We start from the raw sequence: 20,752 nt of genomic DNA, 5'->3' as shown, positions 1-20,752 counted from the left end.
ACGAAGGCGCGGCATCCTTGCGGATGCCGCGCCTTTCGCGTATGCGGTGAGTCCGCCTCAGAACCCGATCGCCGCGCGGTACCGCGGCTTGTGACCGGTGCGGATACCGGTGACGCTCGGCTTGTTCTCGTACACCCCGGCGCCCCAGTTGCCCTCGACGAGCACCGGACCGTCGGGCGTGACGACGATGTCCCAGCCGACGTACTGGATCTGCGGCACGACCCGGGCGACCTGGTCGACGAACTCCTTGACCTGGTCGATCATCGGCAGCTGGAAGTCGGCGATGACGAAGCCGCTGTCGGGGTGCTTCTCGTGCACATGGCTGTGCGAGTCGTAGCCCGGTCCGACCGCATGACCGTGCTCGTCGAGCATCGTGTAGAAGCCGCCGAACGTCATCTGGTCGCTCACGGCTCCTCGTCCGAACTTCTGCGCCATCGCCAGGATGTGGGTCTTCTCACCGTCGAAGAATGCGGTGACACGGGTCGTGTTCACGGTTCCGGGGCACACCGCCGCGAGGTCGGCGTGCTGGCGGATGACTTCCTCGATGAGCAGCTCGCCGCGGGAGAGCAGACCGCGGTGGAACTCGTCCCAGTCCGAGACGTCGGCAGCGTGGTAGCGATGCACGCCCGTGCCCGCCTGGCCCACCGGCTCCTTGGTGACGATCGTGCCGTGCTTCTCGGCGAAGGCACGCACCGCGTCGGCGTTGCCCTCCTCGACCACCATCCAGTCGCGGCGCAGGAACGCGCTGAACGTGCGGTCGAATTCGACCTTGTCCTGGAACAGGCCGCGATAGTCGGGGTGGTCGTACTTCTGCGAGATCTCGTTCGACACCGGGTGCGTCATATAGGTCGCCCGCTCGGCTCGGTTCAGGATCGCGAAGTCGTAGTCGACGTAGTCCTGGAAGCCGACCTGCTGGAACCCGGCCGACCAGAGCATGTCGACGAGGACCGCGGGGGTCCACTTGCCGTGCGCGTGCGCGGTCTCTTTCGCGCGCTCCAGCACGGATCCGACATCGATGCGACGGACACGCCAGGCGAGGTAGCGAAGACGGTTCGAGAGGGCGAGGCCCTGAGAAGACATGCGTGCTCCGGGTTCGGTTCGGGGACCCCGATAGTCTAGAGGCGTGAGTTCCGCGATCCCTGGGCACGACCACGCCGTGCCGGGATCAGATGCTCGCAGCGCCCCCGTCGCGCGGATCTCGCGGGCGGTGCTGACCGCGAACGCGCGCACCGCGTGGGATCGCGGCATCCGTGCCTACGACGCGTCGATCCTCGACGCGGATGCCTGGGGCCACGGCGTGGAGCTCGTTCGCGACGTCCTGGCGACCATCGGCCTCGAAGCCCGCACGCACCACGTCGGGGTGACTTCAGCCGACTCGGTGCCGGTCGCGTCGCGGACCGACATGCTCTCGGCGATCGCACTCTTCGGGCTCCCCGGTGCCGAGCACCCCGCCGTGCCCGCCCTGCGGCTGACGGGGACCGTGCTCTCGGTGAAGGACCTCCGCGAGGGCGAGGGCGTGTCGTACGGCTACGCGTACCGCGCGTCCGCGGACACGCGCGTCGCGCTCGTCACGGGGGGCTACGCGCAGGGCATCGTGCGCGCTCTCGGCGGCGCGGTGGACGTCGCGGTCGCGGGGGAGAGGCATCCCGTCGTCGGACGCGTCGCCATGGACGTGTGCGTGGTGGACATCACGGATGCCGCGGTCCGGCGCGGCGACGAGGTCCTGTTCCTCGGCGACCCTGCGGAGGGCGAGCCGTCGCTCGTCGAGTGGGTGCGCGCGGCAGGGCTCACCGCCGGCGAGCTCGTCACCATGGTCGGGCTGCGCGCCGGCCGCGAGGAGACCTCATGACCGCGCGACTCCACGTCGACCTCGATGCCCTGGTCGCGAATATCGCGCACGTGCGCGCGACGGTGTCACCCGCTGAGCTGATGCTCGTGGTCAAGGACGACGCCTACGGCCACGGGCTGGAGCCCGTCGTGCTGGCGGCAGCCGCCGCGGGCGTGAGCTGGTTCGGCGCCTTCGACGTGCGGACGGGCTGCGCGGTGCGAGACGCCGTCGGCGACGATGCCCGCATCTTCGCGTGGATCGCCGCTTCGCGCGGTGACCTCGACGCCGCCATCGCGGCGCGCATCGACCTCGGGATCGGCGACGCCGAACTGCTGGAGGAGCTCGCGGAAGCCGCCCGCGCCGCCCGCGCGTCGGTGCGTGTGCATCTCAAGATCGACACCGGACTGCATCGCAACGGCGTGCGGCCGGAGCAGTGGCCGGCGTTCGTGTCGCGCGCAGCAGTCCTCGAGGCGGAGGGCCTGATCGAGGTCGCGGGGGTCTGGAGCCACATCGCCGAGGCTTCCGATTCCGAGGACGACGACGCCCGCGCCGTCTACGAGTGGGCGCTCGACCAGGCCACGGCTGCCGGTCTGCGCCCGGCCATGCGTCACCTCGCCGCGAGCGCCGCGTCCTTCGCTCGCCCCGAGTTCCGCTACGACATGGTCCGCGTGGGGGCGTTCTGCTACGGCATCCGCTCCGCCGGGGGACCCTCTGCCGATCACCTGGGCCTCCGCCCGATCGGCCGGCTCGACGCGGACGTCGTCGAGGTCGGCGAGGAGTTCGTCCGGATCGATCTGGGTGCGCTGGACGGTCTGCCGTCATCGCTCCAGCGGCGCGCGACCGTCGGCACACCGGCGGGCACCCGCGCACTCGTGGCCGTCGGCGCCACGGACTCCCTGGTCGCCGCGTGGCCGGACGCGGTCGTCGGCGACGTCGTCACGGTCTACGGGCCCGGCGCAGCCGGGGAGAGCACGGCGACGGATCTCGCGGAGATCATCGGCACGATCGGTGAAGAGATCGCCCTGCGCGTGTCGCCCCTCGTGGAACGCAGATACACCCGCCGCTGAAGCGACGGGTGCGAGTCTGCCGAACGGGCGCCTACTCGGCCAGGCGAGCGGTCTCGTCGTGCCACGAGGTCGCGATGGCGCGGAGCTTCTCTTCGTACTTGCGGCCGTGGTGGGCGCAGAAGAGCAGTTCGCTGCCGTTGACCTCGGCTGCGATGTAGGCCTGTGCGCCACACGAATCGCAGCGATCCATCGCCGTGAGGCGGTGCTCGAGGACGGCGCCGGTCTCGGTCGGTGTCGATAGCGTGTTCATCTCGGTGCCTCCTCGTACTGGTAGAACTCTTTCCCGGTCATGAAATACAACCACGCCGATGTTTCGAGAATGCCGCGAAGAGACGACATTTCGCTGAGCGCGTACGCATGCCGGCGCTGAAGCGTGTCTGTGCGGGGCTGTCGGGCGCCCCGATTACGATGGGAGATTGTGACCGCCGAGTACTCAGCCCATCATCTCCAGGTGCTCGAAGGGCTCGAAGCGGTCCGCAAGCGCCCCGGCATGTACATCGGCTCGACCGACTCGCGCGGCCTCATGCACTGCCTGTGGGAGATCATCGACAACTCCGTCGACGAGGCGCTCGCCGGCCACGGCTCGCGCATCGACATCGTTCTCCACGCCGACGGCAGCGTCGAGGTGCGCGACCGCGCCCGTGGCATCCCGGTCGACATCGAGCCGCGCACGGGGCTGACCGGCGTCGAGGTCGTCTTCACCAAGCTCCACGCGGGCGGCAAGTTCGGCGGCGGCTCGTACGCCGCATCGGGCGGTCTGCACGGTGTCGGGGCATCGGTCGTCAACGCGCTCTCGGAGCGCCTCGACGTCGAGGTCGACCGCGGCGGCAAGACGTGGGCGATGTCGTTCCACCGGGGCGAGCCCGGTGTCTTCTCGAACGGCAGCCCCGACTCGGGCTTCACCCCGTTCGAGGAGCGCAGCGAGCTGCGGGTCGCGGGCCGCGCCGCGAAGGGCGTGACCGGCACGCGCATCCGCTATTGGGCGGATCGTCAGATCTTCACCAAGGACGCCGCGTTCAACCTGCAGGAGCTCGAGCAGCGTGCGCGCCAGACCGCCTTCCTGGTCCCGGGCCTCGAGATCGTCATCCGCGACGAGCGACCCGGCACCGAGGCCGGCGAACCTGTCGAGACGAGCTACCGGTTCGACGGCGGCATCTCCGAGTTCGCCGACTACCTCGCCCCCGACTCCGGCGTCACCGACACGTGGCGCCTCACCGGTGAGGGCAGGTTCACCGAGACCGTCCCGGTGCTGCAGCCCTCGGGCGCGATGGTGCCGACCGAGGTCGAGCGCGAGTGCCACGTCGACGTCGCCGTCAGGTGGGGCACCGGCTACGAGACGGTGTCGCGCTCGTTCGTCAACATCATCGCCACGCCCAAGGGCGGCACGCACCAGCAGGGGTTCGAGCAGGGCCTCATGAAGGTGCTGCGCGATCAGGTGGCGCAGAACGCGCGTCGCCTGAAGGTTGGAGGCGACAAGCTCGAGAAGGACGACATCCTCGCCGGGCTCACCGCCGTGCTGACCGTGCGTGTCGCCGAGCCGCAGTTCGAGGGTCAGACCAAGGAGGTCCTCGGCACGCCGGCGGTCCGCCAGATCGTGTCGAACGTCGTCACGCGCGAGCTCACCGCGCGGTTCACGTCGCCGAAGCGCGACGACAAGGCGCAGACCTCGCTGCTGCTCGACAAGGTCGTCTCCGAGATGAAGGCGCGCATCTCCGCGCGCACCCACAAAGAGACGCAGCGCCGTAAGAACGCACTCGAGTCTTCGTCGCTGCCGGCGAAGCTCGCCGACTGCCGGTCGAACGACGTCGCCGAGTCGGAACTGTTCATCGTCGAGGGCGACTCGGCCCTGGGCACCGCGAAGCTCGCACGCAACAGCGAGTTCCAGGCGCTGCTGCCGATCCGCGGCAAGATCCTCAACGTCCAGAAGGCGTCGATCAGCGACATGCTGTCCAACGCCGAGTGCGCTGCGATCATCCAGGTGATCGGCGCCGGCTCGGGCCGATCGTTCGACCTCGACACCGCCCGCTACGGCAAGATCATCCTGATGAGCGACGCCGACGTCGATGGCGCACACATCCGCACGCTCCTGCTGACCCTGTTCTTCCGGTACATGCGACCGCTCATCGACGAGGGCCGCGTCTACGCCGCCGTCCCGCCGCTGCACCGCGTGGTCGTGATGAACCCCGGCTCAAAGCCCAACGAGACGATCTACACGTACTCCGAGGCCGAGCTGCACGGCCTCCTCACGAAGCTCACGAAGGCCGGCAAGCGCTGGCAGGAGCCCGTCCAGCGCTACAAGGGTCTGGGCGAGATGGACGCCGACCAGCTCGCGACCACGACCATGGATCGAAACGGCCGGACGCTCCGACGCGTGCGGATGCAGGATGCCGAGGCTGCGGCATCCGTCTTCGAACTGCTCATGGGCAACGACGTGGCGCCGCGCAAGGAGTTCATCATCGACTCGAGCGACCGGCTGGGGCGCGAGCGCATCGACGCGTGATCTGATCCCGCTGCAACGAGAGGCGCACCGGCTGAGCCGGTGCGCCTCTCGTGTGCAGGGGGGGCTCAGCGGATGCTGGTGCCGACCGCGCCGATGACGCCGTCGAGCGCGGTGCCCGATGCGTCGCGCTTCGCGCCGGACTCCGGAAGGGCGCGGGTCGCGCCGTCCGAGCCGATGGCACGGGGATCGGTGCCGACCCAGGCGATCGTCAGCGCGTCCTCGCCCTTCAGGAAGCGCTGGGCGCGCACGCCGCCGGTCGCACGCCCCTTGGCGGGGAACTCGCTGAACAGCGACACCTTGGCGCTGCCGGCGTCGGTGCCCGCGAGCGCCGTGGTCGAGCCGGCGATCGTGACCACGACGGCGTCGAACTCGGAGGGCCCGACGACATCGAACGAGATGACCTGCGCGCCGTCGGTGAGACGGATGCCGGCCATGCCGCCGGCCGAGCGACCCTGCGGGCGCACCGAGGACGCGTCGAAGCGGAGCAGCTGGGCGTCGCTCGCCACGAACACGAGCTCGGCGCCGTCGGACGCGGGCGCGGCGCCGACGACGCGGTCCCCGTCCTTGAGGGCGATGACCTCGATGTCGTGCTTGTTCGCGATCTCGCTCGCGGCGACGCGCTTCACGATGCCCTGCGCCGTGCCGATCGCGATCGGCGGGCCCTCGACGAGCGGCACGAGCGCGACGATGTGCTCGCCGCCGCTGAGACCCAGGTACTGGTCGCCGCGGGTGCCGGCCGCGAGCTGCACCGAGTTGCCGGGCACCGACGGCAGGTCGACGGGGGAGAACCGCACCAGGCGGCCGAGGTTCGTCACGGCCCCGATGTCGCCGCGTGTCGTGGTGTCCACGGATGAGCGGATGGCGTCATGCTTCGAGCGCCGTGCCGGTGCGACGATGCCGCCGCCCGGGGCGTCGGCCGCGACCTCGGCACGCACCATGCGTCCCGTGGCGGAGAGGAAGACACGGCACGGCGCGTCCGCGATCTGCAGGTCGGCGACCGCCGCCGCGGCGCGCGAGCGCGGCTGCACCGGACCACCGTTGAGCAGAAGCGTGCGCCGAGGCGTGCCGAACGCCTCGGCGGCGGCATCCAATTCGTGCGACACCTGCGCGCGCAGCAGCACGTCGCTGCCGAGAAGCTCCTCGAGCTGGGCGATCTCCTTCTTCAGGTTGTCGCGCTCGGTCTCGAGCTCGATGCGCGAGAACTTCGTGAGGCGACGCAGTCGCAGCTCGAGGATGTACTCGGACTGCGGCTCGGACAGGTCGAAGACGCTCATGAGGCGCGTGCGCGCCTGCTCGCTGTCGTCGGACGTGCGGATGACCTGGATGACCTCGTCGATGTCGAGGATCGCGATGAGGAGGCCCTCGACGAGGTGCAGGCGCTCCTTGCGCCGCTCGAGGCGGTACCGGCTCCGGCGCGTGACGACACTGATGCGGTGGTCGAGGTAGACGCGCAGGAGCTCGCGCAGCCCGAGCGTCTGCGGCTGCCCCTCGACGAGGGCGACGTTGTTGATGCTGAACGAGTCCTCGAGCGGCGTCAGGCGGTAGAGGTGGTCGAGCACCGCCTGGGGGTCGAAGCCGGTCTTGATGCCGATGACCAGACGCAGGCCGTGGTGGCGGTCGGTCAGATCGACGACGTCGGCGATGCCCTGGAGCTTCTTCGCGTTGACGGCGTCCTTGATCTTCTCGATGACGCGCTCGGGGCCGACGAGGTAGGGCAGCTCCGTGACGATGAGGCCGGTGCGGCGCGGGCCGAGCGACTCGATCGAGACCTTCGCCCGCGTGCGGAAACTGCCGCGGCCGTTCGTGTAGGCGTCCTTGATGCCGTCGAGGCCGACGATGATGCCGCCGCCGGGGAGGTCGGGGCCCGGCACGAACTCCATGAGCTCTTCGACCGTCGCCTCGGGGTTCTCGAGCAGGTGGGTCGCGGCGCCCACGACCTCGATGAAGTTGTGCGGCGCCATGTTGGTGGCCATGCCGACCGCGATGCCGGTGGTGCCGTTGACGAGCAGGTTGGGGAAGGCAGCCGGCAGCACCTCGGGCTGCTGGAACTGGCCGTCGTAGTTCGGGATGAAGTCGACGACGTCTTCGTCGAGGTTCTCGGTGAGCGCGAGCGCCGGCGGGGCGAGGCGGGCCTCGGTGTACCGGGGCGCAGCGGGGCCGTCGTCGAGCGAGCCGAAGTTGCCGTGCCCGTCGACGAGGGGCACGCGCAGGGAGAAGGGCTGGGCCAGTCGGACGAGCGCGTCGTAGATCGGGGCGTCGCCGTGCGGATGCAGCTTTCCCATCACCTCGCCGACGACGCGGGCGCTCTTCACGTGGCCGCGGTCGGGCCTGAGCCCCATGTCGGCCATCTGGAACAGGATGCGTCGCTGCACCGGCTTGAGCCCGTCGCGGGCGTCGGGCAGCGCACGCGAATAGATGACCGAGTACGCGTACTCGAGGAACGACGTCTGCATCTCCGAAGAGACGTCGACGTCCTCGATGCGTCCGTGGTCGGCGGGGGAGGAATCGGTGCGGGAAGCGGGCATGTGTCGAAGAAGCCTCGGGTGACGGCGGAGAGCGAGGGGGCGCGGCCGCGTGTGCGAGACTGGCCCCGATGACCCTCAGCCTACCCGTGGACCCGCCGCGTGCCCGGAGCCTCACCCGTGTCGTGACCGAGATGTCGGCGGCGCTGGACGGCGGCTCTGAGTGGTTCGCCCCCGCGCGGAGTGCGATCGTGTGGGTGCTCGACGGCCTCGGCGTCCACAACCTCTCGGCCCGCGCCGGCCACGCCCGCTTCCTCAGTGAGGCTCGCGCGAAGAAGGACGTCGCGCGCTCGGTCTTCCCTTCGACCACCGCCGCAGCGCTGACCAGTCTGCTCACCGGGGCGCTGCCGGGGGAGCACGGCATCGTCGGGTACCGCGCGCGCATTCCCGGCACCGACGACGTGGTGAATCTGCTCCGCGGCTGGGACACCGACGGCCTTCCGCTCGAGTTCCAGCGCGCCGCCCCGCTGTCCGCCACGCTCGGCCGGCCGTTCTTCGCCGTCTCGCGCAACGAGTACGCCGGCACCGGCTTCACCGCGGCGACCCTCGGCAACGCCGAGTTCCACGGCGCCGACGACCTCGATGAGCGCGTGAGCCTCGCCGCCGACCTCGCGGCGCAGCATCCGGGGTCCCTCATCTACCTCTATGCCCCGGATCTCGACGCGATCGGCCACAAGCGCGGCTGGGAGTCCGACGAATGGGTCGCGGTGCTGGAGCGGGTGGATGCCGCGGCCCGGACGCTCTCGACATCCCTCGATCGCGGCACCGGGGTGGTGGTGACGTCCGACCACGGCATGATCGACGTGCCCCGGCATCGGCATCTCCTCCTCGGAGAAGGGGACGAGCTGCTCGACGGCGTCCGCCTCATCGGCGGCGAGCCCCGCATGCTCCACCTCTACACGGAGCCCGGTGAGGCCGATGCCGTGCTCACGCGATGGCGCGAGGCCGAGGCATCCCGTTCGTGGGTGTTCTCGCGCGCCGAACTGGAGGCGTCAGGTCTGGTGGGCCGAGTCGACCCGGAGGTGCATGCCCGGATCGGCGACGTGATCGTCGCGGCGCGCGCAGGAATCGCGTACTACGACGACCGCCTCGCCGACAAGGCACCGCAGAAGATGATCGGTCAGCACGGCTCCCTCACCGACGAAGAGCGGGTTGTTCCGCTCATCCGGCTCGGCGCGTTCGCCGGGGCCTGAATCCCGGCTTCAGTCGTCGGAGCGGGCGCCGAAGACGATCTCGTCCCACGACGGCATCGACGTGCGCCCCTTGCGTCGGCCGGCCTCGGCGACCGCAGCCGGAGTGGGGGCCTGATAATCGGACGCCGTCGTCTCGTCTTCGGACGCGGACTCGTCGTAGCCCGGCTCGAGCGCGTCGAACAGCGCGACCGGGGCGGGCGAGCGGGGCGCCGAAGCGACCTCTTCGGCCCCCGGAAGCGGCTCGCGCTGGCCGCGCCGTCGACGCAGCGCCTCGAGCAGGTCGGCGGTCTCGGCCGAGGTCACGACGGCGGGCTCGGTGGCGCGCTTGATGGCGGCCTCCTGCACGGCAGGGGCTGCGGGGGACGGGATCTCGGGCGACTCGATGTCGGCGTCAGGGAGGCGGCGCGGGCCGAACGCTCCGCTGTCGAAGCGGGAGTCGTCCTTCGGGGGGGCCGCGTCGAGGGCGCGGAGCCGGGGGATGAGCCCTTCGGGGAGCGACCCCTGGCGGGACAACTGGATGGCGTCGGCGTTCAGCGGCGACAGCGTGCTGCGGCGCGGGTCGAAGCCCCAGCGGGCGTCGTGGCCGATGTCGTTCGAGGTGAACTCCAGCTTCACGGTCCAGCCGGTCGGCTCCTTCCAGCTGGTCCAGCGTTCGCCGATCGCGCCGGCCTCGGCGAGCTTGGCGCGCACCGCGGAGCCGAACGTCGTCTGCCCGTCGCCTTCGAAATCGCCGCCGAGCAGCACCGGAACCGCCAGTGCCTGACCGACGATGTGCTCACGCTCGGCGAGCACGGGGCCCTCGAAGCGCACGATGTCCTCGACGCGGGCACCGAGGAGCTCCGCGACCTCCCGCGCGGACAGCCCCGACCGGATGTGTGCCTGGATCTCGCGGGGGCTGGGGCGTGGGGTCTGCACGTCGGACTCGCGCTCGCGGCGCGCCTTGCGCAGCTCGCCGCGGAGGACGTCGTCGACGTCGAGCGTGAATCTCTCGCCGGACTCCGTCGCCAGGATGAGCTTGTCGTCCTCGGTTCCGATGACTTTGAGCTGTTCCATGCGGACGCTCCCTGCTTCTCGAGCCGGCTCTTGGCTGCGCTTTCCCGGCGGACTCACGGCTTCAGAGCCCGCCTGTCCGCCCCATGGTGTCATAGCGCGCCACGACGACCGGGAATATCCCGCGCGTGGCGCGAGTTTCACGCGGACGCACGGTCAGTACGGCGCCCGATCGCATTTGCGAAAAGGGGAATGGTCGTGCAAACTATCGCCGCCCGCAAGGGCGAGCGCAACCGCGAATACCCGGAAGTTGAGATCTTCACGCATGGCCACCGATTACGACGCCCCCCGCAAGACCGAGGACGACAGCGAGTCGATCGAGGCGCTCAAGGAGCGCGTTCCCGACAAGCTCTCGGGCTCGGTCGACGTGGAGGACGCCGACAACCCGTCGGGCTTCGAGCTGCCGGGTGCCGACCTGTCGGACCTCGAGCTCGACGTCGTCGTTCTCCCTGCACAGGAGGACGAGTTCACCTGTTCGAACTGCTTCCTCGTGAAGCACCGCTCGCAGCTCGATCACGAGACCGCAGACGGCCCTATCTGTACTGAGTGCGCCGCGTGATCTGAGCCCGCCGCACTGCGGCGGCCAGCCGGTCCGGCGTCCGCGAGGAGATGACCCACGCGGTCGTCGGATCATCGGCATCCGTCACCGGGAGAACGACGACTCCGTCGATCCCGCCCCGGATGAGATGCCACGACCGCGGGTCGAGACCCGCACCGCGCGCATGGCGCGCGTCCTCCCCGAGATGAACCTCGCCGTCGCCGAGGAACTCGACGCCGATGTGCGCGCGCCCTGCCCGCAGCTCGCCGTCGCGGACCTCGACGACGGGTGCCGCCAGGATCAGCAGCGCGATGAGCAGGATGCCGACACCGGCGCCCACGATGAGGGCGATGGTCGTGTCGATCGGCGTGACGACGAGCGCCGCCATCGGCGCCGCCATTCCCGCCGCGACCAGGATCCACAGCGATGGGCCGAGCCGCTCGCGATAAGCGTCGGCACGGTCGGTTCGGGCACCGGCGTGAGGCGTTGAGTTCTGCATTACCCTCGTTGGGTGACTGAAACGGTGGACGTCCCCATTATCGCCCCCGACGTCCCGGTGTACGCGCACCCTGGGGACGCCGGAGCCGACCTCGTCGCTGCCGAGGCGGTTCGCCTCGAGCCCGGCGAGCGTGCCCTCGTCGGCACCGGCGTGCGGATCGCACTGCCCGAGGGGCATGTCGCGTTCGTGGTCCCGCGCAGCGGCCTGGCGGCCAAGCACGGCATCACGGTCGTCAACGCGCCCGGCACGATCGACGCCGGCTACCGCGGCGAGATCAAAGTGATCCTGCTGAACACCGATCGGGCGCACGCACACGACATCGCCGTGGGCGACCGCATCGCTCAGATCATCGTGATGCCGGTGCCGCGCGCCGTTTTCATCCCCGTGGAGGCCCTGCCCGACAGCGTGCGCGGCGAGGGCGGCTTCGGCTCCACGGGCTACCAGAAGGACGGAGTCCTCGCATGACCGACCCCTCACCCGTCGACGGCCCGCGCAAGCTCGCACCCGACGACCGCGCCACGACCGGCCCGTTCGACGAGTCCGAGGCCAACCCGGTCCGCCCCTACATCGATCTCGGCGGGATCAAGATCCTCCCTCGTGAGGGCCTGAACCTGCGCCTCGAAGTCGAGGAGCAGACCAAGCGCATCGTCGCCGTGGGCCTCGACTACGCCGACTCGACCCTCCAGGTGCAGCCGTTCGCGGCGCCGCGGTCGGCGGGCCTGTGGGAGGAGACGCGCGAGCAGATCCGCCAGCAGATCCGCCAGCAGGGCGGCCGCGTCGAAGAGCGCGAGGGACCGCTGGGCCCGGAGCTGCTCGCCGAGGTGCCCGTGATCGCCGGCCCCGACGGCACGGCGGGCAAGCGCCTCGCGCGCTTCATCGGCGTCGACGGCCCGCGCTGGTTCCTGCGCGGCGTGATCGGCGGTGCGGCGACGGCCGACGTCGAGGCCGCGGCCGCCGTCGAAGACCTGTTCCGGTCGATCGTCGTGGTCCGCGGCGGCTCGCCGATGCCGCCGCGCGACCTCATCCCGCTGAAGATGCCGGCGACGCCGGGCTCGGCGTGAGCGACACCTCTCGCCCCGACGACGCGTCGGAGTCGCCCGCGAACGGTGCAGCTCGCCCCTCCGAGGGGACATCGGATGCCGCACCCTCGGCGTCCGAGATGCTCGGCGCCGCCCTGGGCGGGGCCGCGCGTCGGGCCGGCCTCGACCCGGCTGAGGGAAAGACCACCGGGCACGTCGTGTGGGCCGCCATGGGCGGCTGGCGCGGCATCCTCGAGTCCGTGCTTCCCGGCGTCGTGTTCCTCGTCGCCTGGACGGTCACCTATGACGCCGACACGAAGTCGGGCAACCTCCTCCTGAGCCTCGCCCTGTCGGTCGGTCTCGCCGCGGTCTTCACGATCGTGCGCCTCATCCAGCGGCAGTCTGCGGCCGCCGCGATCGGCGGCCTGATCGCGGCAGCCGCGGCGGCGGGCCTGTCACTGTGGACCGGCAGGGGAGAGGACAGCTTCATCCCGGGCTTCCTCACCAACACCCTCTACGGCACGGCGTTCCTCGTGTCGGCGCTCATCGGGTGGCCGCTCATCGGCCTGGCCGTCGGCTTCCTCATGGGGGAGGGCACCGCATGGCGCGCCGACAAGCGCAAGCGGCGCGTCTTCTTCTGGCTGTCGATCGCGTGGGCAGGACTGTTCGCGCTCCGCCTGATCGTGCAGCTCCCGCTGTACTTCGCGGGCGACGTCACCGCGCTCGGCACGATCAAGCTGATCATGGGCCTGCCGCTGTTCGCGCCCTTGGTCGCGGTCACCTGGCTCGCCGTGCGCGCGCTCTACCCGCGCGCGCCGAAGTGATACATTTATCTCGACATCAAGATAAATTTCCCCCGAGCCGTTTAGGTCGACCTCACTAGCCGAGGACTACGGGGCGGGGGAAGATGGGGATGCCGGACTCCGGCACGATCCCGCCGCCGACGAAGGAGACAGACGTGTCCACGGTTGACAGCTTCGGTGCGAAGAGCACCCTGACGGTCGGCAGCACCGACTACGAGATCTTCCGCATCGACACCGTCCCCGGTTACGAGAAGCTCCCGTTCAGCCTGAAGGTGCTGCTCGAGAACCTCCTGCGCACCGAGGACGGCGCGAACGTCACCAAGGCTCAGATCGAGGCACTCGGGTCGTGGGATGCCGCGGCCGAGCCCGACACCGAGATCCAGTTCTCGCCGGCCCGTGTCGTCATGCAGGACTTCACCGGCGTGCCGTGCATCGTGGACCTCGCCACCATGCGCGAGGCGATGGAGGCGCTGGGCGGTGACCCCACGAAGATCAACCCGCTCTCGCCCGCCGAGATGGTCATCGACCACTCCGTCATCGCCGACCTCTTCGGCACCGAGAACGCCCTCGAGCGCAACGTCGAGATCGAGTACGAGCGCAACGGCGAGCGTTACCAGTTCCTCCGCTGGGGCCAGACCGCTTTCGACGACTTCAAGGTCGTTCCGCCGGGCACCGGCATCGTGCACCAGGTGAACATCGAGCACCTCGCGAAGGTCATCTACGACCGCACCGTCGGCGGTGTGCTGCGCGCCTACCCCGACACGTGCGTCGGCACCGACTCGCACACGACGATGGTCAACGGCCTCGGCGTGCTCGGCTGGGGCGTCGGCGGCATCGAGGCCGAGGCGGCCATGCTCGGCCAGCCCGTGTCGATGCTCATCCCCAAGGTCGTCGGCTTCAAGCTCTCCGGCGCGATCCCGACCGGCGTGACCGCCACCGACGTCGTGCTGACGATCACCGACATGCTGCGCAAGCACGGCGTCGTCGGCAAGTTCGTCGAGTTCTACGGCGAAGGCGTGGCATCTGTCCCGCTGGCCAATCGCGCCACCATCGGCAACATGAGCCCCGAGTTCGGCTCCACTGCCGCGATGTTCCCGATCGATGCCGTCACCATCGATTACCTCCGCCTCACCGGTCGCGACGAGCAGCAGCTGGCACTCGTCGAGGCGTACGCCAAGGAGCAGACCCTCTGGCATGACGCATCGCGCGAGCCCGTCTTCAGCGAGTACATGGAGCTCGACCTCGCGACGGTCGTGCCCTCGATCGCCGGCCCCAAGCGCCCGCAGGACCGCATCGTGCTGTCGCAGGCCAAGCAGCAGTTCGAGAGCGACCTCACCAACTACGCCGAGGTCGACCACGACCTCGTCGACCTCGAGGGCTCCGAGTCGTTCCCGGCGTCCGACCCGCCCGGAAACTCGCCCGAGGACGAGTACAGCACGCACGAGCACCACCACCACAGCCACGCTCCGGCGACGGCGTCCAAGCCCACCCCGGTGACGCTGCAGGGCGGCGAGAAGTTCGTGCTCGACCACGGTGCGGTGACCATCGCCGCGATCACGTCGTGCACCAACACGTCCAACCCGTCCGTCATGCTCGCCGCGGGCCTGCTCGCGCGCAACGCCGTGAAGAAGGGCCTCAAGGCCAAGCCGTGGGTCAAGACCACGCTGGCGCCCGGCTCGAAGGTCGTCACCGACTACTACGAGAAGGCCGGTCTCACCAAGGACCTCGAGGACCTGGGCTTCTTCACCGTCGGCTACGGCTGCACCACGTGCATCGGCAACTCCGGCCCCCTGATCGAGGAGGTCTCCGCCGCGATCAACGAGAACGACCTCGCCGTCACGGCCGTGCTGTCGGGCAACCGCAACTTCGAGGGGCGCATCAACCCCGACGTGAAGATGAACTACCTCGCGAGCCCGCCGCTCGTGATCGCGTACTCGCTCGCCGGATCGATGAACTTCGACTTCGAGACCGACGCACTGGGCAGGGATCAGGACGGCAACGACGTGTTCCTGCGCGACATCTGGCCGGATTCGGCCGAGGTGCAGGCGACGATCGACTCGTCCATCAACAAGGACATGTTCACGCACCAGTACGCGAGTGTCTTCGAGGGCGACGAGCGGTGGCGCACGCTGCCGACCCCGACCGGGGACGTGTTCGAGTGGGACGACGCGTCGACGTACGTGCGCAAGCCCCCGTACTTCGACGGCATGACGATGGAGCTGACCCCGGTCACCGACATCGTGGGCGCGCGCGTGATGGCGACGCTCCTGGACTCCGTCACGACCGACCACATCAGCCCCGCCGGCAACATCAAGGCCGACAGCCCCGCCGGGCAGTATCTCGCGGCGCACGGCGTCGACCGCAAGGACTTCAACTCGTACGGCTCGCGCCGTGGCAACCACGAGATCATGATCCGGGGTACGTTCGCGAACATCCGCCTGAAGAACCAGCTGGTCCGCGAGGTCAACGACGGCGCCGAGATCGAGGGCGGCTTCACCCGCGACTTCACGCAGGCGGGCGGACCCCAGTCCTTCATCTACGACGCGAGCCAGAACTACCAGGCGCAGGGTACGCCGCTCGTGATCTTCGGCGGCAAGGAGTACGGCTCCGGCTCGTCGCGCGACTGGGCGGCCAAGGGCACGAGCCTGCTGGGCGTGAAGGCGGTCATCACCGAGAGCTTCGAGCGCATCCACCGCTCCAACCTCATCGGCATGGGCGTCGTGCCGCTGCAGTTCCCGGCCGGCGAGAGCTGGAAGTCGCTGGGCCTGGACGGCACCGAGATCGTCTCGATCTCGGGTCTCGAGCAGCTGAACGAAGGCGTCACGCCGAAGACCGTCAAGGTCACGGCCGAGCCCAGCGAGTTCTCGCCCGAGGGCAAGCAGACGGTCGAGTTCGACGCGGTCGTCCGCATCGACACGCCCGGTGAGGCCGACTACTACCGCAACGGCGGCATCCTGCAGTACGTGCTGCGTTCGCTGGTCTGACAGCTGATTCACGGGGGACCGGATGCTGCGGCATCCGGTCCCCCTTCATGCCCCGGGTAGACTTGCAGGGCCCTTCCGGGGCCGGAAAGGAGCGGGGATGTCGCTGTTGTCGTCCATCACCGGACCCCGCGACCTCGACGCGCTGAGCCTCGATCAGCTCGAGCAGCTCGCGGATGAGATCCGCGGCTTCCTCGTCGAGAACGTCGCACGCACAGGCGGTCACCTGGGCCCCAACCTCGGGGTCGTCGAGCTCACGATCGCGCTGCATCGCGTGTTCGACTCGCCGAACGATCCCATGATCTTCGACACGGGCCACCAGTCCTACGTGCACAAGCTGCTCACCGGTCGCCAGGACTTCACGAAGCTCCGCGCGCGCGAAGGCCTCGCCGGCTACCCGCAGCGCTCCGAGAGTCCGCACGACGTGGTCGAGTCGTCCCACGCCTCCAGCTCGCTGAGCTGGGCGGACGGTGTCTCCCGCGCGCTGACGCGCACCGGCCGCAAGGACCGGCACGTGGTCGCCGTCGTCGGCGACGGCGCGCTCACCGGCGGCATGACGTGGGAGGCGCTCAACAACATCTCCGACGACAACGACCGCAACCTCGTCATCGTCGTCAACGACAACGGACGTTCCTACGCCCCGACCATCGGCGGCATGGCGCGCTACCTCAACCGCGTCCGCACGGCCGATGCGTATCGCAACCTCCATCGCGGCTCCGACACCGTGTTCCGCAAGCTCGGTCCCGCGGCACGCGCCGTGTACCGAGGGGTGCGCGGCGGCACGCACGGGTTCCTGTCGCGGTTCACGAACAACGCCGCGCTCTATTCGAACCTCGACATCAAGTACCTCGGCCCCGTGGACGGGCACGACCTGCCGACCCTCATCGAGACCCTCGAGCTCGCCAAGGAGTACGGCGCCCCCGTCATCGTCCACGCGATCACCGAGAAGGGCCGCGGCTACGCGCCGGCCCTCGAGGACGAGGCCGACCAGTTCCACGCCGTCGGCAAGATCGACCCGATCACGGGGGAGTCCCTCGGCTCGGCCGGCGGCACCGCCTGGACCGACGTCTTCGCCGACGAGCTGGTGCACGTGGGCGACGAGCGCGACGACGTCATCGCGATGACCGCGGCCATGCTGCGGCCGACGGGCCTCCTGCCGTTCGCGCAGCGATTCCCGGACCGCGTGTACGACGTCGGCATCGCCGAGCAGCACGCCGTCGCGTCGGCCGCAGGTCTGGCGTTCGGGGGTCTGCACCCGGTCGTCGCCATCTACGCGACGTTCATGAACCGCGCGTTCGACCAGGTGCTGATGGATGTCGCGCTCCACCGCGCGGGTGTCACCTTCGTGCTGGACCGTGCCGGCGTCACCGGCCCCGACGGTCCGAGCCACCACGGCATCTGGGACCTCGCGATGCTGCAGATCGTGCCGCACATCCGCATCGCCGTTCCCCGCGACGAGGCGCGACTGCGCGAGGAGCTGCACGAAGCGGTCGCCGTCGAGGACGCCCCCACCGTCATCCGCTTCCCGAAGGGCGGAGTGAGCCCCGAGCTCCCGGCCCTCGAGCGCCTGGAGGACGGTGTGGACGTGCTGGTGCGCTCCGACGCACAGGACGTGCTGCTCGTCGGCATCGGCCCGATGGCGCACATCGCGGTCGACGTCGCCGAGCGTCTGCGCGCGCAGGGAATCGGCGCCACCGTCGTCGACCCGCGCTGGGTGGTCCCGGTGCAGCCGTCGATCATCGAGCTCGCAGCATCCCATCGCCTCGTCATCACCATCGAAGACGGCATCCGGGTGGGCGGCATCGGCACGCGCGTGCGCCAGGTGCTGCGCGAGGCGGGCGTCGACACGGCGGTCGACGAGCTGGGCGTGCCCGACGAGTTCATCGACCACGCGAGTCGCGAGCAGATCCTCGAGGACGCCGGGCTCACCCCGGCGAAGATCGCTCAGGATGTCGTCGCGCAGGTGCTGGGCACCCGCATCCCGGTCGCGCGTGGGGCGCAGACCTCCGAGATCCCGACGCTGCCGGACCTCGCCCGCAGCCGCGAGGAGCGCGGCTAGAGCGAGGCCTGCCTCCTGCCGACGCACCGCCCCGGACCAGCCGAGGGGGACCGCGCCGACGTGGAAGCATGGGGGCATGACCTCCGCGAACCTCACCCGCGACGAGACCGCGGCCCGGTCGAGCACCATCCGTCTGGACACCGTCGAGGTCGACCTCGACGTGCGTGACGCGCAGGATCTGGCGACGCACACCTTCCCGACGACCGCCACGCTGACCTTCGCGGCCACCGCCGACGCGACGTGGCTCGACTTCCTCGGCGAGTTCGTCGACAGCGTGACGGTCAACGGCGTGGCGCGCGACGTGCAGTGGGACGGCGCCCGCATCCGTATCGACGGCCTCGCTGCGCACAATGTCGTGACCGTCGGGGGACGCGGCCGGTACAGCACGTCGGGGGAAGGACTTCACCGCTTCCGCGACCCCGTCGACGGCGAGGTCTACCTGTACACCCAGTACGAGCCCGCCGACGCGCGGCGCGTGTACCCCGTCTTCGAGCAGCCCGACATGAAGGCGCGGTGGCGGTTCACGGTGAACGCGCCGTCGGGATGGCAGATCCTCTCGAACGGCGCGGAGACGGCGCGCGAGGACGTCCCCGGCGGTGTGCGCGTCGCGTTCGCCGAGACCTTGCCGCTGTCGAGCTACATCACGGCCGTCGCCGCGGGGCGCTATCACCGCGTCGACGACGAGTGGCGCAGCGACGACCGCGCCGTGTCGCTCGGCGTCCTCTGCCGGGCCTCGCTGGCACCCCACCTCGACGCCGACGAGATCCTGGACATCACCCGGCGCGGCCTGGAGTTCTTCGAGCACGCGTTCGCCTACCCGTACCCCTGGGGCAAGTACGACCAGATCTTCGTGCCCGAGTACAACCTCGGCGCCATGGAGAACCCGGGCCTGGTGACCTTCACCGAGAGCTACGTCTTCCGTGGTGCCTCGACGGCGGCGCAGCACGAGGGCCGTGCCAACACGATCCTGCACGAGATGGCGCACATGTGGTTCGGCGACCTGGTGACCATGCGCTGGTGGGACGACCTGTGGCTGAAGGAGTCCTTCGCGGATTTCATGGGCGCCCACGCCGCCGCGGTCGCCGGTGGCTTTCCGGACGCCTGGGTGACCTTCGCCAGCCGCCGCAAGGGCTGGGCGTACGTGCACGACCAGCTGCCGACGACGCATCCGATCGTCGCCGACATCACCGACCTCGAGGCCGCCAAGCTCAACTTCGACGGCATCACGTACGCAAAGGGTGCGTCGGTGCTCAAGCAGCTCGTGGCCTTCGTGGGGGAGGACGCCTTCTTCCGAGGCGCGCAGCGCTACTTCGCGGACCACGCCTTCGGCAACACCACGCTGCCCGACCTGCTGTCTGCGCTCGAGGCGGAATCCGGACGCGATCTGACGACGTGGAGCCGCGCGTGGCTGCAGACCAGCGGCGTGTCGGAGATCGCGATCGAACGCGGCGACGCCGAGGCCCTGGTGCTGACGCAGACCGATCCGCGCCCGCACCGGCTGACCTGCGGATTATTCGCCGTCGGCGATGGGCGTCTCGAGAGGCGGGGCACGCTGCAGATCGACGCCGTCGAGGCTCGCACACCCCTGGAGGGCACGACGGCCGCGGGGATCGATCTCGTGCTCGCCAACGTCGACGATCGCACCTACGCGAAAGTGAGACTCGACGCGCCGTCGACCGACGTAGTCGCGGCGCACCTGTCGTCGATCGAGGATCCCGTCGCCCGTGCGGTGATCTGGGCGGCCCTGTGGAACTCCGCCCGAGACGGGAACCTGCCTGTCTCACGATTCGTCGAGATCGCGGGCGATCACGCCACCCGCGAGACGAACATCGCGCTGACGACGGACGCGATCGCCCACGCCGCCGTCGCGATCGGACGCTACGCGGCATCGGACGCGCGCACTCCGCTCGCCGAGGCCTGGCTCGGCACGTGCTGGGCGGCGCTGTGGGCCGCCGACCCCGGCACGGACGCCCAGCTGGCCTGGGCACGTGCCCTCGGCGGCGCCGCGGCGCGGTCCGCGAACCGCGCAGGGGAGATCCGGAGCATGCTGTCGGGCACCGCGGCAGCGCCTGCGGGCCTTGCCCTCGACCCCGACCTGCGCTGGGCGTGGCTCATCGCACTGGCGGCCACGGGGTACGCGTCGGCCGAGGATGCGGACGCCGAACTCACAAGCGATCCGTCGGCACAGGGGCACCTCGCGCACCGGACCGTGCTGTGCGCCCGGCCGGACGCAGCCGTGCGCGCGGCGGCCTGGTACGCGGCCTGGGACGACGAGAGCCTGACCAACGACCACCTCGCGGCGACGATCGCCGGCGTGCGCGCAGGCGACCGCCGTGACCTCATCGCCGACTTGGACGACGAGTACTTCGCCCGGATCCGCCCGACGTGGGCCGCCCGCAGCATCGAGATCGCGCGCCGACTCGTGGTCGGGCTCTTCCCCGCCGCGGAGTCTCTCGACCAGGTTGATGCGTGGCTGACACAGAATCAGGATGCCCCGGCCGCGCTGCGCCGCCTGGTGATCGAGCAGCGCGACGGCCTCGCACGGGATCTGCGCGTGCGCGCCGCGCAGCCGGTGGCGCACTGAGGATCGGAATCCTCCCACGACGCAGGCGACCCCGGGCACACGCCCGGGGGCGCCGGGGGGGGGGGGGGGGGGGTGCCTTGGCCGGGCGGGGGGCGCCCCGCCCCCCCCC

The 20,752-nt window shown here is 70.1% G+C and carries 16 protein-coding genes; 11 read left to right on the top strand and 5 right to left on the bottom strand.

Annotated features, from left to right (window positions below):
• Positions 1–57: 57 nt before the first annotated feature.
• On the bottom strand, positions 58–1,080 hold the full coding sequence (locus tag Q9R33_RS20385) for a sugar-transfer associated ATP-grasp domain-containing protein (protein ID WP_310246674.1): 1,023 nt from the start codon (positions 1,078–1,080) through the stop codon (positions 58–60).
• 43 nt (positions 1,081–1,123) lie between these two features.
• Between Q9R33_RS20385 and Q9R33_RS20380 the strand changes: the two genes are divergently transcribed.
• Both Q9R33_RS20380 and Q9R33_RS20375 read left to right on the top strand, forming a co-directional pair.
• On the top strand, positions 1,124–1,849 hold the full coding sequence (locus tag Q9R33_RS20380; protein WP_056367333.1) for an alanine racemase C-terminal domain-containing protein: 726 nt from the start codon (positions 1,124–1,126) through the stop codon (positions 1,847–1,849).
• Positions 1,846–2,895, top strand: coding sequence for an alanine racemase (locus Q9R33_RS20375; protein WP_311294942.1), 1,050 nt, complete (start codon positions 1,846–1,848; stop codon positions 2,893–2,895). The genes Q9R33_RS20380 and Q9R33_RS20375 overlap by 4 nt, the downstream gene beginning before the upstream one ends.
• A 31-nt stretch (positions 2,896–2,926) precedes the next feature.
• Here the strand turns inward: Q9R33_RS20375 and Q9R33_RS20370 are convergent, their stop codons facing one another.
• Positions 2,927–3,145 (bottom strand): hypothetical protein, encoded by a 219-nt coding sequence (locus tag Q9R33_RS20370; RefSeq protein ID WP_056367331.1) that lies wholly within the window; start codon positions 3,143–3,145, stop codon positions 2,927–2,929.
• Positions 3,146–3,313: 168 nt separating this feature from the next.
• Between Q9R33_RS20370 and Q9R33_RS20365 the strand changes: the two genes are divergently transcribed.
• Positions 3,314–5,395, top strand: coding sequence for a type IIA DNA topoisomerase subunit B (locus tag Q9R33_RS20365; protein ID WP_056367330.1), 2,082 nt, complete (start codon positions 3,314–3,316; stop codon positions 5,393–5,395).
• A 65-nt stretch (positions 5,396–5,460) separates the two neighbouring features.
• On the opposite strand, the gene Q9R33_RS20360 is transcribed toward Q9R33_RS20365, so the two are convergent.
• Entirely contained in the window at positions 5,461–7,920 is a 2,460-nt protein-coding gene (locus Q9R33_RS20360; protein ID WP_311294941.1) for a DNA topoisomerase IV subunit A, read from the bottom strand.
• Between the two features lie 68 nt (positions 7,921–7,988).
• Here Q9R33_RS20360 and Q9R33_RS20355 point away from each other — a divergent pair, with 68 nt between their 5' ends.
• Positions 7,989–9,110: an alkaline phosphatase family protein gene (locus tag Q9R33_RS20355; RefSeq protein ID WP_200919442.1), complete on the top strand. Its 1,122-nt coding sequence runs from the start codon at positions 7,989–7,991 to the stop codon at positions 9,108–9,110.
• Between the two features lie 9 nt (positions 9,111–9,119).
• Here Q9R33_RS20355 and sepH read toward each other — a convergent pair whose 3' ends face one another.
• A complete protein-coding gene (gene sepH, locus Q9R33_RS20350) occupies positions 9,120–10,163 on the bottom strand; it encodes a septation protein SepH (RefSeq protein ID WP_310246663.1) in 1,044 nt (347 codons plus the stop codon).
• Between the two features lie 262 nt (positions 10,164–10,425).
• On the opposite strand from sepH, the gene Q9R33_RS20345 reads away from it, so the two are divergent.
• Entirely contained in the window at positions 10,426–10,719 is a 294-nt protein-coding gene (locus tag Q9R33_RS20345; protein WP_045302586.1) for a DUF4193 domain-containing protein, read from the top strand.
• On the opposite strand, the gene Q9R33_RS20340 is transcribed toward Q9R33_RS20345, so the two are convergent.
• Entirely contained in the window at positions 10,694–11,197 is a 504-nt protein-coding gene (locus tag Q9R33_RS20340) for a DUF3093 domain-containing protein (protein ID WP_310246660.1), read from the bottom strand. The genes Q9R33_RS20345 and Q9R33_RS20340 overlap by 26 nt on opposite strands.
• A 12-nt stretch (positions 11,198–11,209) precedes the next feature.
• On the opposite strand from Q9R33_RS20340, the gene dut reads away from it, so the two are divergent.
• From dut to pepN, 6 genes are all read left to right on the top strand, one after another.
• Entirely contained in the window at positions 11,210–11,662 is a 453-nt protein-coding gene (gene dut / locus Q9R33_RS20335) for a dUTP diphosphatase (protein ID WP_310246658.1), read from the top strand.
• On the top strand, positions 11,659–12,258 hold the full coding sequence (locus Q9R33_RS20330) for a DUF3710 domain-containing protein (RefSeq protein WP_311294940.1): 600 nt from the start codon (positions 11,659–11,661) through the stop codon (positions 12,256–12,258). The genes dut and Q9R33_RS20330 overlap by 4 nt, the downstream gene beginning before the upstream one ends.
• The gene (locus Q9R33_RS20325) at positions 12,255–13,040 is read left to right on the top strand and encodes a DUF3159 domain-containing protein (protein ID WP_396654142.1); all 786 of its coding nucleotides are present in this window, start codon (positions 12,255–12,257) and stop codon (positions 13,038–13,040) included. The genes Q9R33_RS20330 and Q9R33_RS20325 overlap by 4 nt, the downstream gene beginning before the upstream one ends.
• 134 nt (positions 13,041–13,174) lie before the next feature.
• Positions 13,175–16,003 carry an aconitate hydratase AcnA gene (gene acnA / locus Q9R33_RS20320; RefSeq protein ID WP_310246652.1) on the top strand — a complete coding sequence of 943 codons (2,829 nt, stop codon included), beginning with the start codon at positions 13,175–13,177 and terminating at the stop codon, positions 16,001–16,003.
• A 97-nt stretch (positions 16,004–16,100) separates the two neighbouring features.
• Complete coding sequence (gene dxs, locus Q9R33_RS20315) at positions 16,101–18,059, top strand: 1-deoxy-D-xylulose-5-phosphate synthase (RefSeq protein ID WP_311294939.1); 1,959 nt, start codon at positions 16,101–16,103, stop codon at positions 18,057–18,059.
• Between the two features lie 76 nt (positions 18,060–18,135).
• Positions 18,136–20,643 carry an aminopeptidase N gene (pepN, locus tag Q9R33_RS20310; protein WP_311294938.1) on the top strand — a complete coding sequence of 836 codons (2,508 nt, stop codon included), beginning with the start codon at positions 18,136–18,138 and terminating at the stop codon, positions 20,641–20,643.
• The last annotated feature ends 109 nt before the right edge of the window (positions 20,644–20,752 follow it).

Source organism: Microbacterium sp. PRC9 (assembly GCF_031844125.1).
Classification (GTDB): domain Bacteria; phylum Actinomycetota; class Actinomycetes; order Actinomycetales; family Microbacteriaceae; genus Microbacterium.
The sequence above is the reverse complement of the archived record's forward strand: the minus strand, read 5'-3'. Positions and strand labels throughout refer to the sequence as shown.

Bases quoted from the DNA above. Each gene is read 5' to 3' on its own strand.
- pepN (WP_311294938.1), top strand. From the start codon at position 18,136: ATGACCTCCGCGAACCTCACCCGCGACGAGACCGCGGCCCGGTCGAGC.
- Q9R33_RS20330 (WP_311294940.1), top strand. From the start codon at position 11,659: ATGACCGACCCCTCACCCGTCGACGGCCCGCGCAAGCTCGCACCCGAC.
- Q9R33_RS20360 (WP_311294941.1), bottom strand. From the start codon at position 7,920: ATGCCCGCTTCCCGCACCGATTCCTCCCCCGCCGACCACGGACGCATC.
- Q9R33_RS20375 (WP_311294942.1), top strand. From the start codon at position 1,846: ATGACCGCGCGACTCCACGTCGACCTCGATGCCCTGGTCGCGAATATC.
- dxs (WP_311294939.1), top strand. From the start codon at position 16,101: ATGTCGCTGTTGTCGTCCATCACCGGACCCCGCGACCTCGACGCGCTG.
- Q9R33_RS20355 (WP_200919442.1), top strand. From the start codon at position 7,989: ATGACCCTCAGCCTACCCGTGGACCCGCCGCGTGCCCGGAGCCTCACC.
- Q9R33_RS20345 (WP_045302586.1), top strand. From the start codon at position 10,426: ATGGCCACCGATTACGACGCCCCCCGCAAGACCGAGGACGACAGCGAG.
- Q9R33_RS20340 (WP_310246660.1), bottom strand. From the start codon at position 11,197: ATGCAGAACTCAACGCCTCACGCCGGTGCCCGAACCGACCGTGCCGAC.
- sepH (WP_310246663.1), bottom strand. From the start codon at position 10,163: ATGGAACAGCTCAAAGTCATCGGAACCGAGGACGACAAGCTCATCCTG.
- Q9R33_RS20385 (WP_310246674.1), bottom strand. From the start codon at position 1,080: ATGTCTTCTCAGGGCCTCGCCCTCTCGAACCGTCTTCGCTACCTCGCC.
- Q9R33_RS20370 (WP_056367331.1), bottom strand. From the start codon at position 3,145: ATGAACACGCTATCGACACCGACCGAGACCGGCGCCGTCCTCGAGCAC.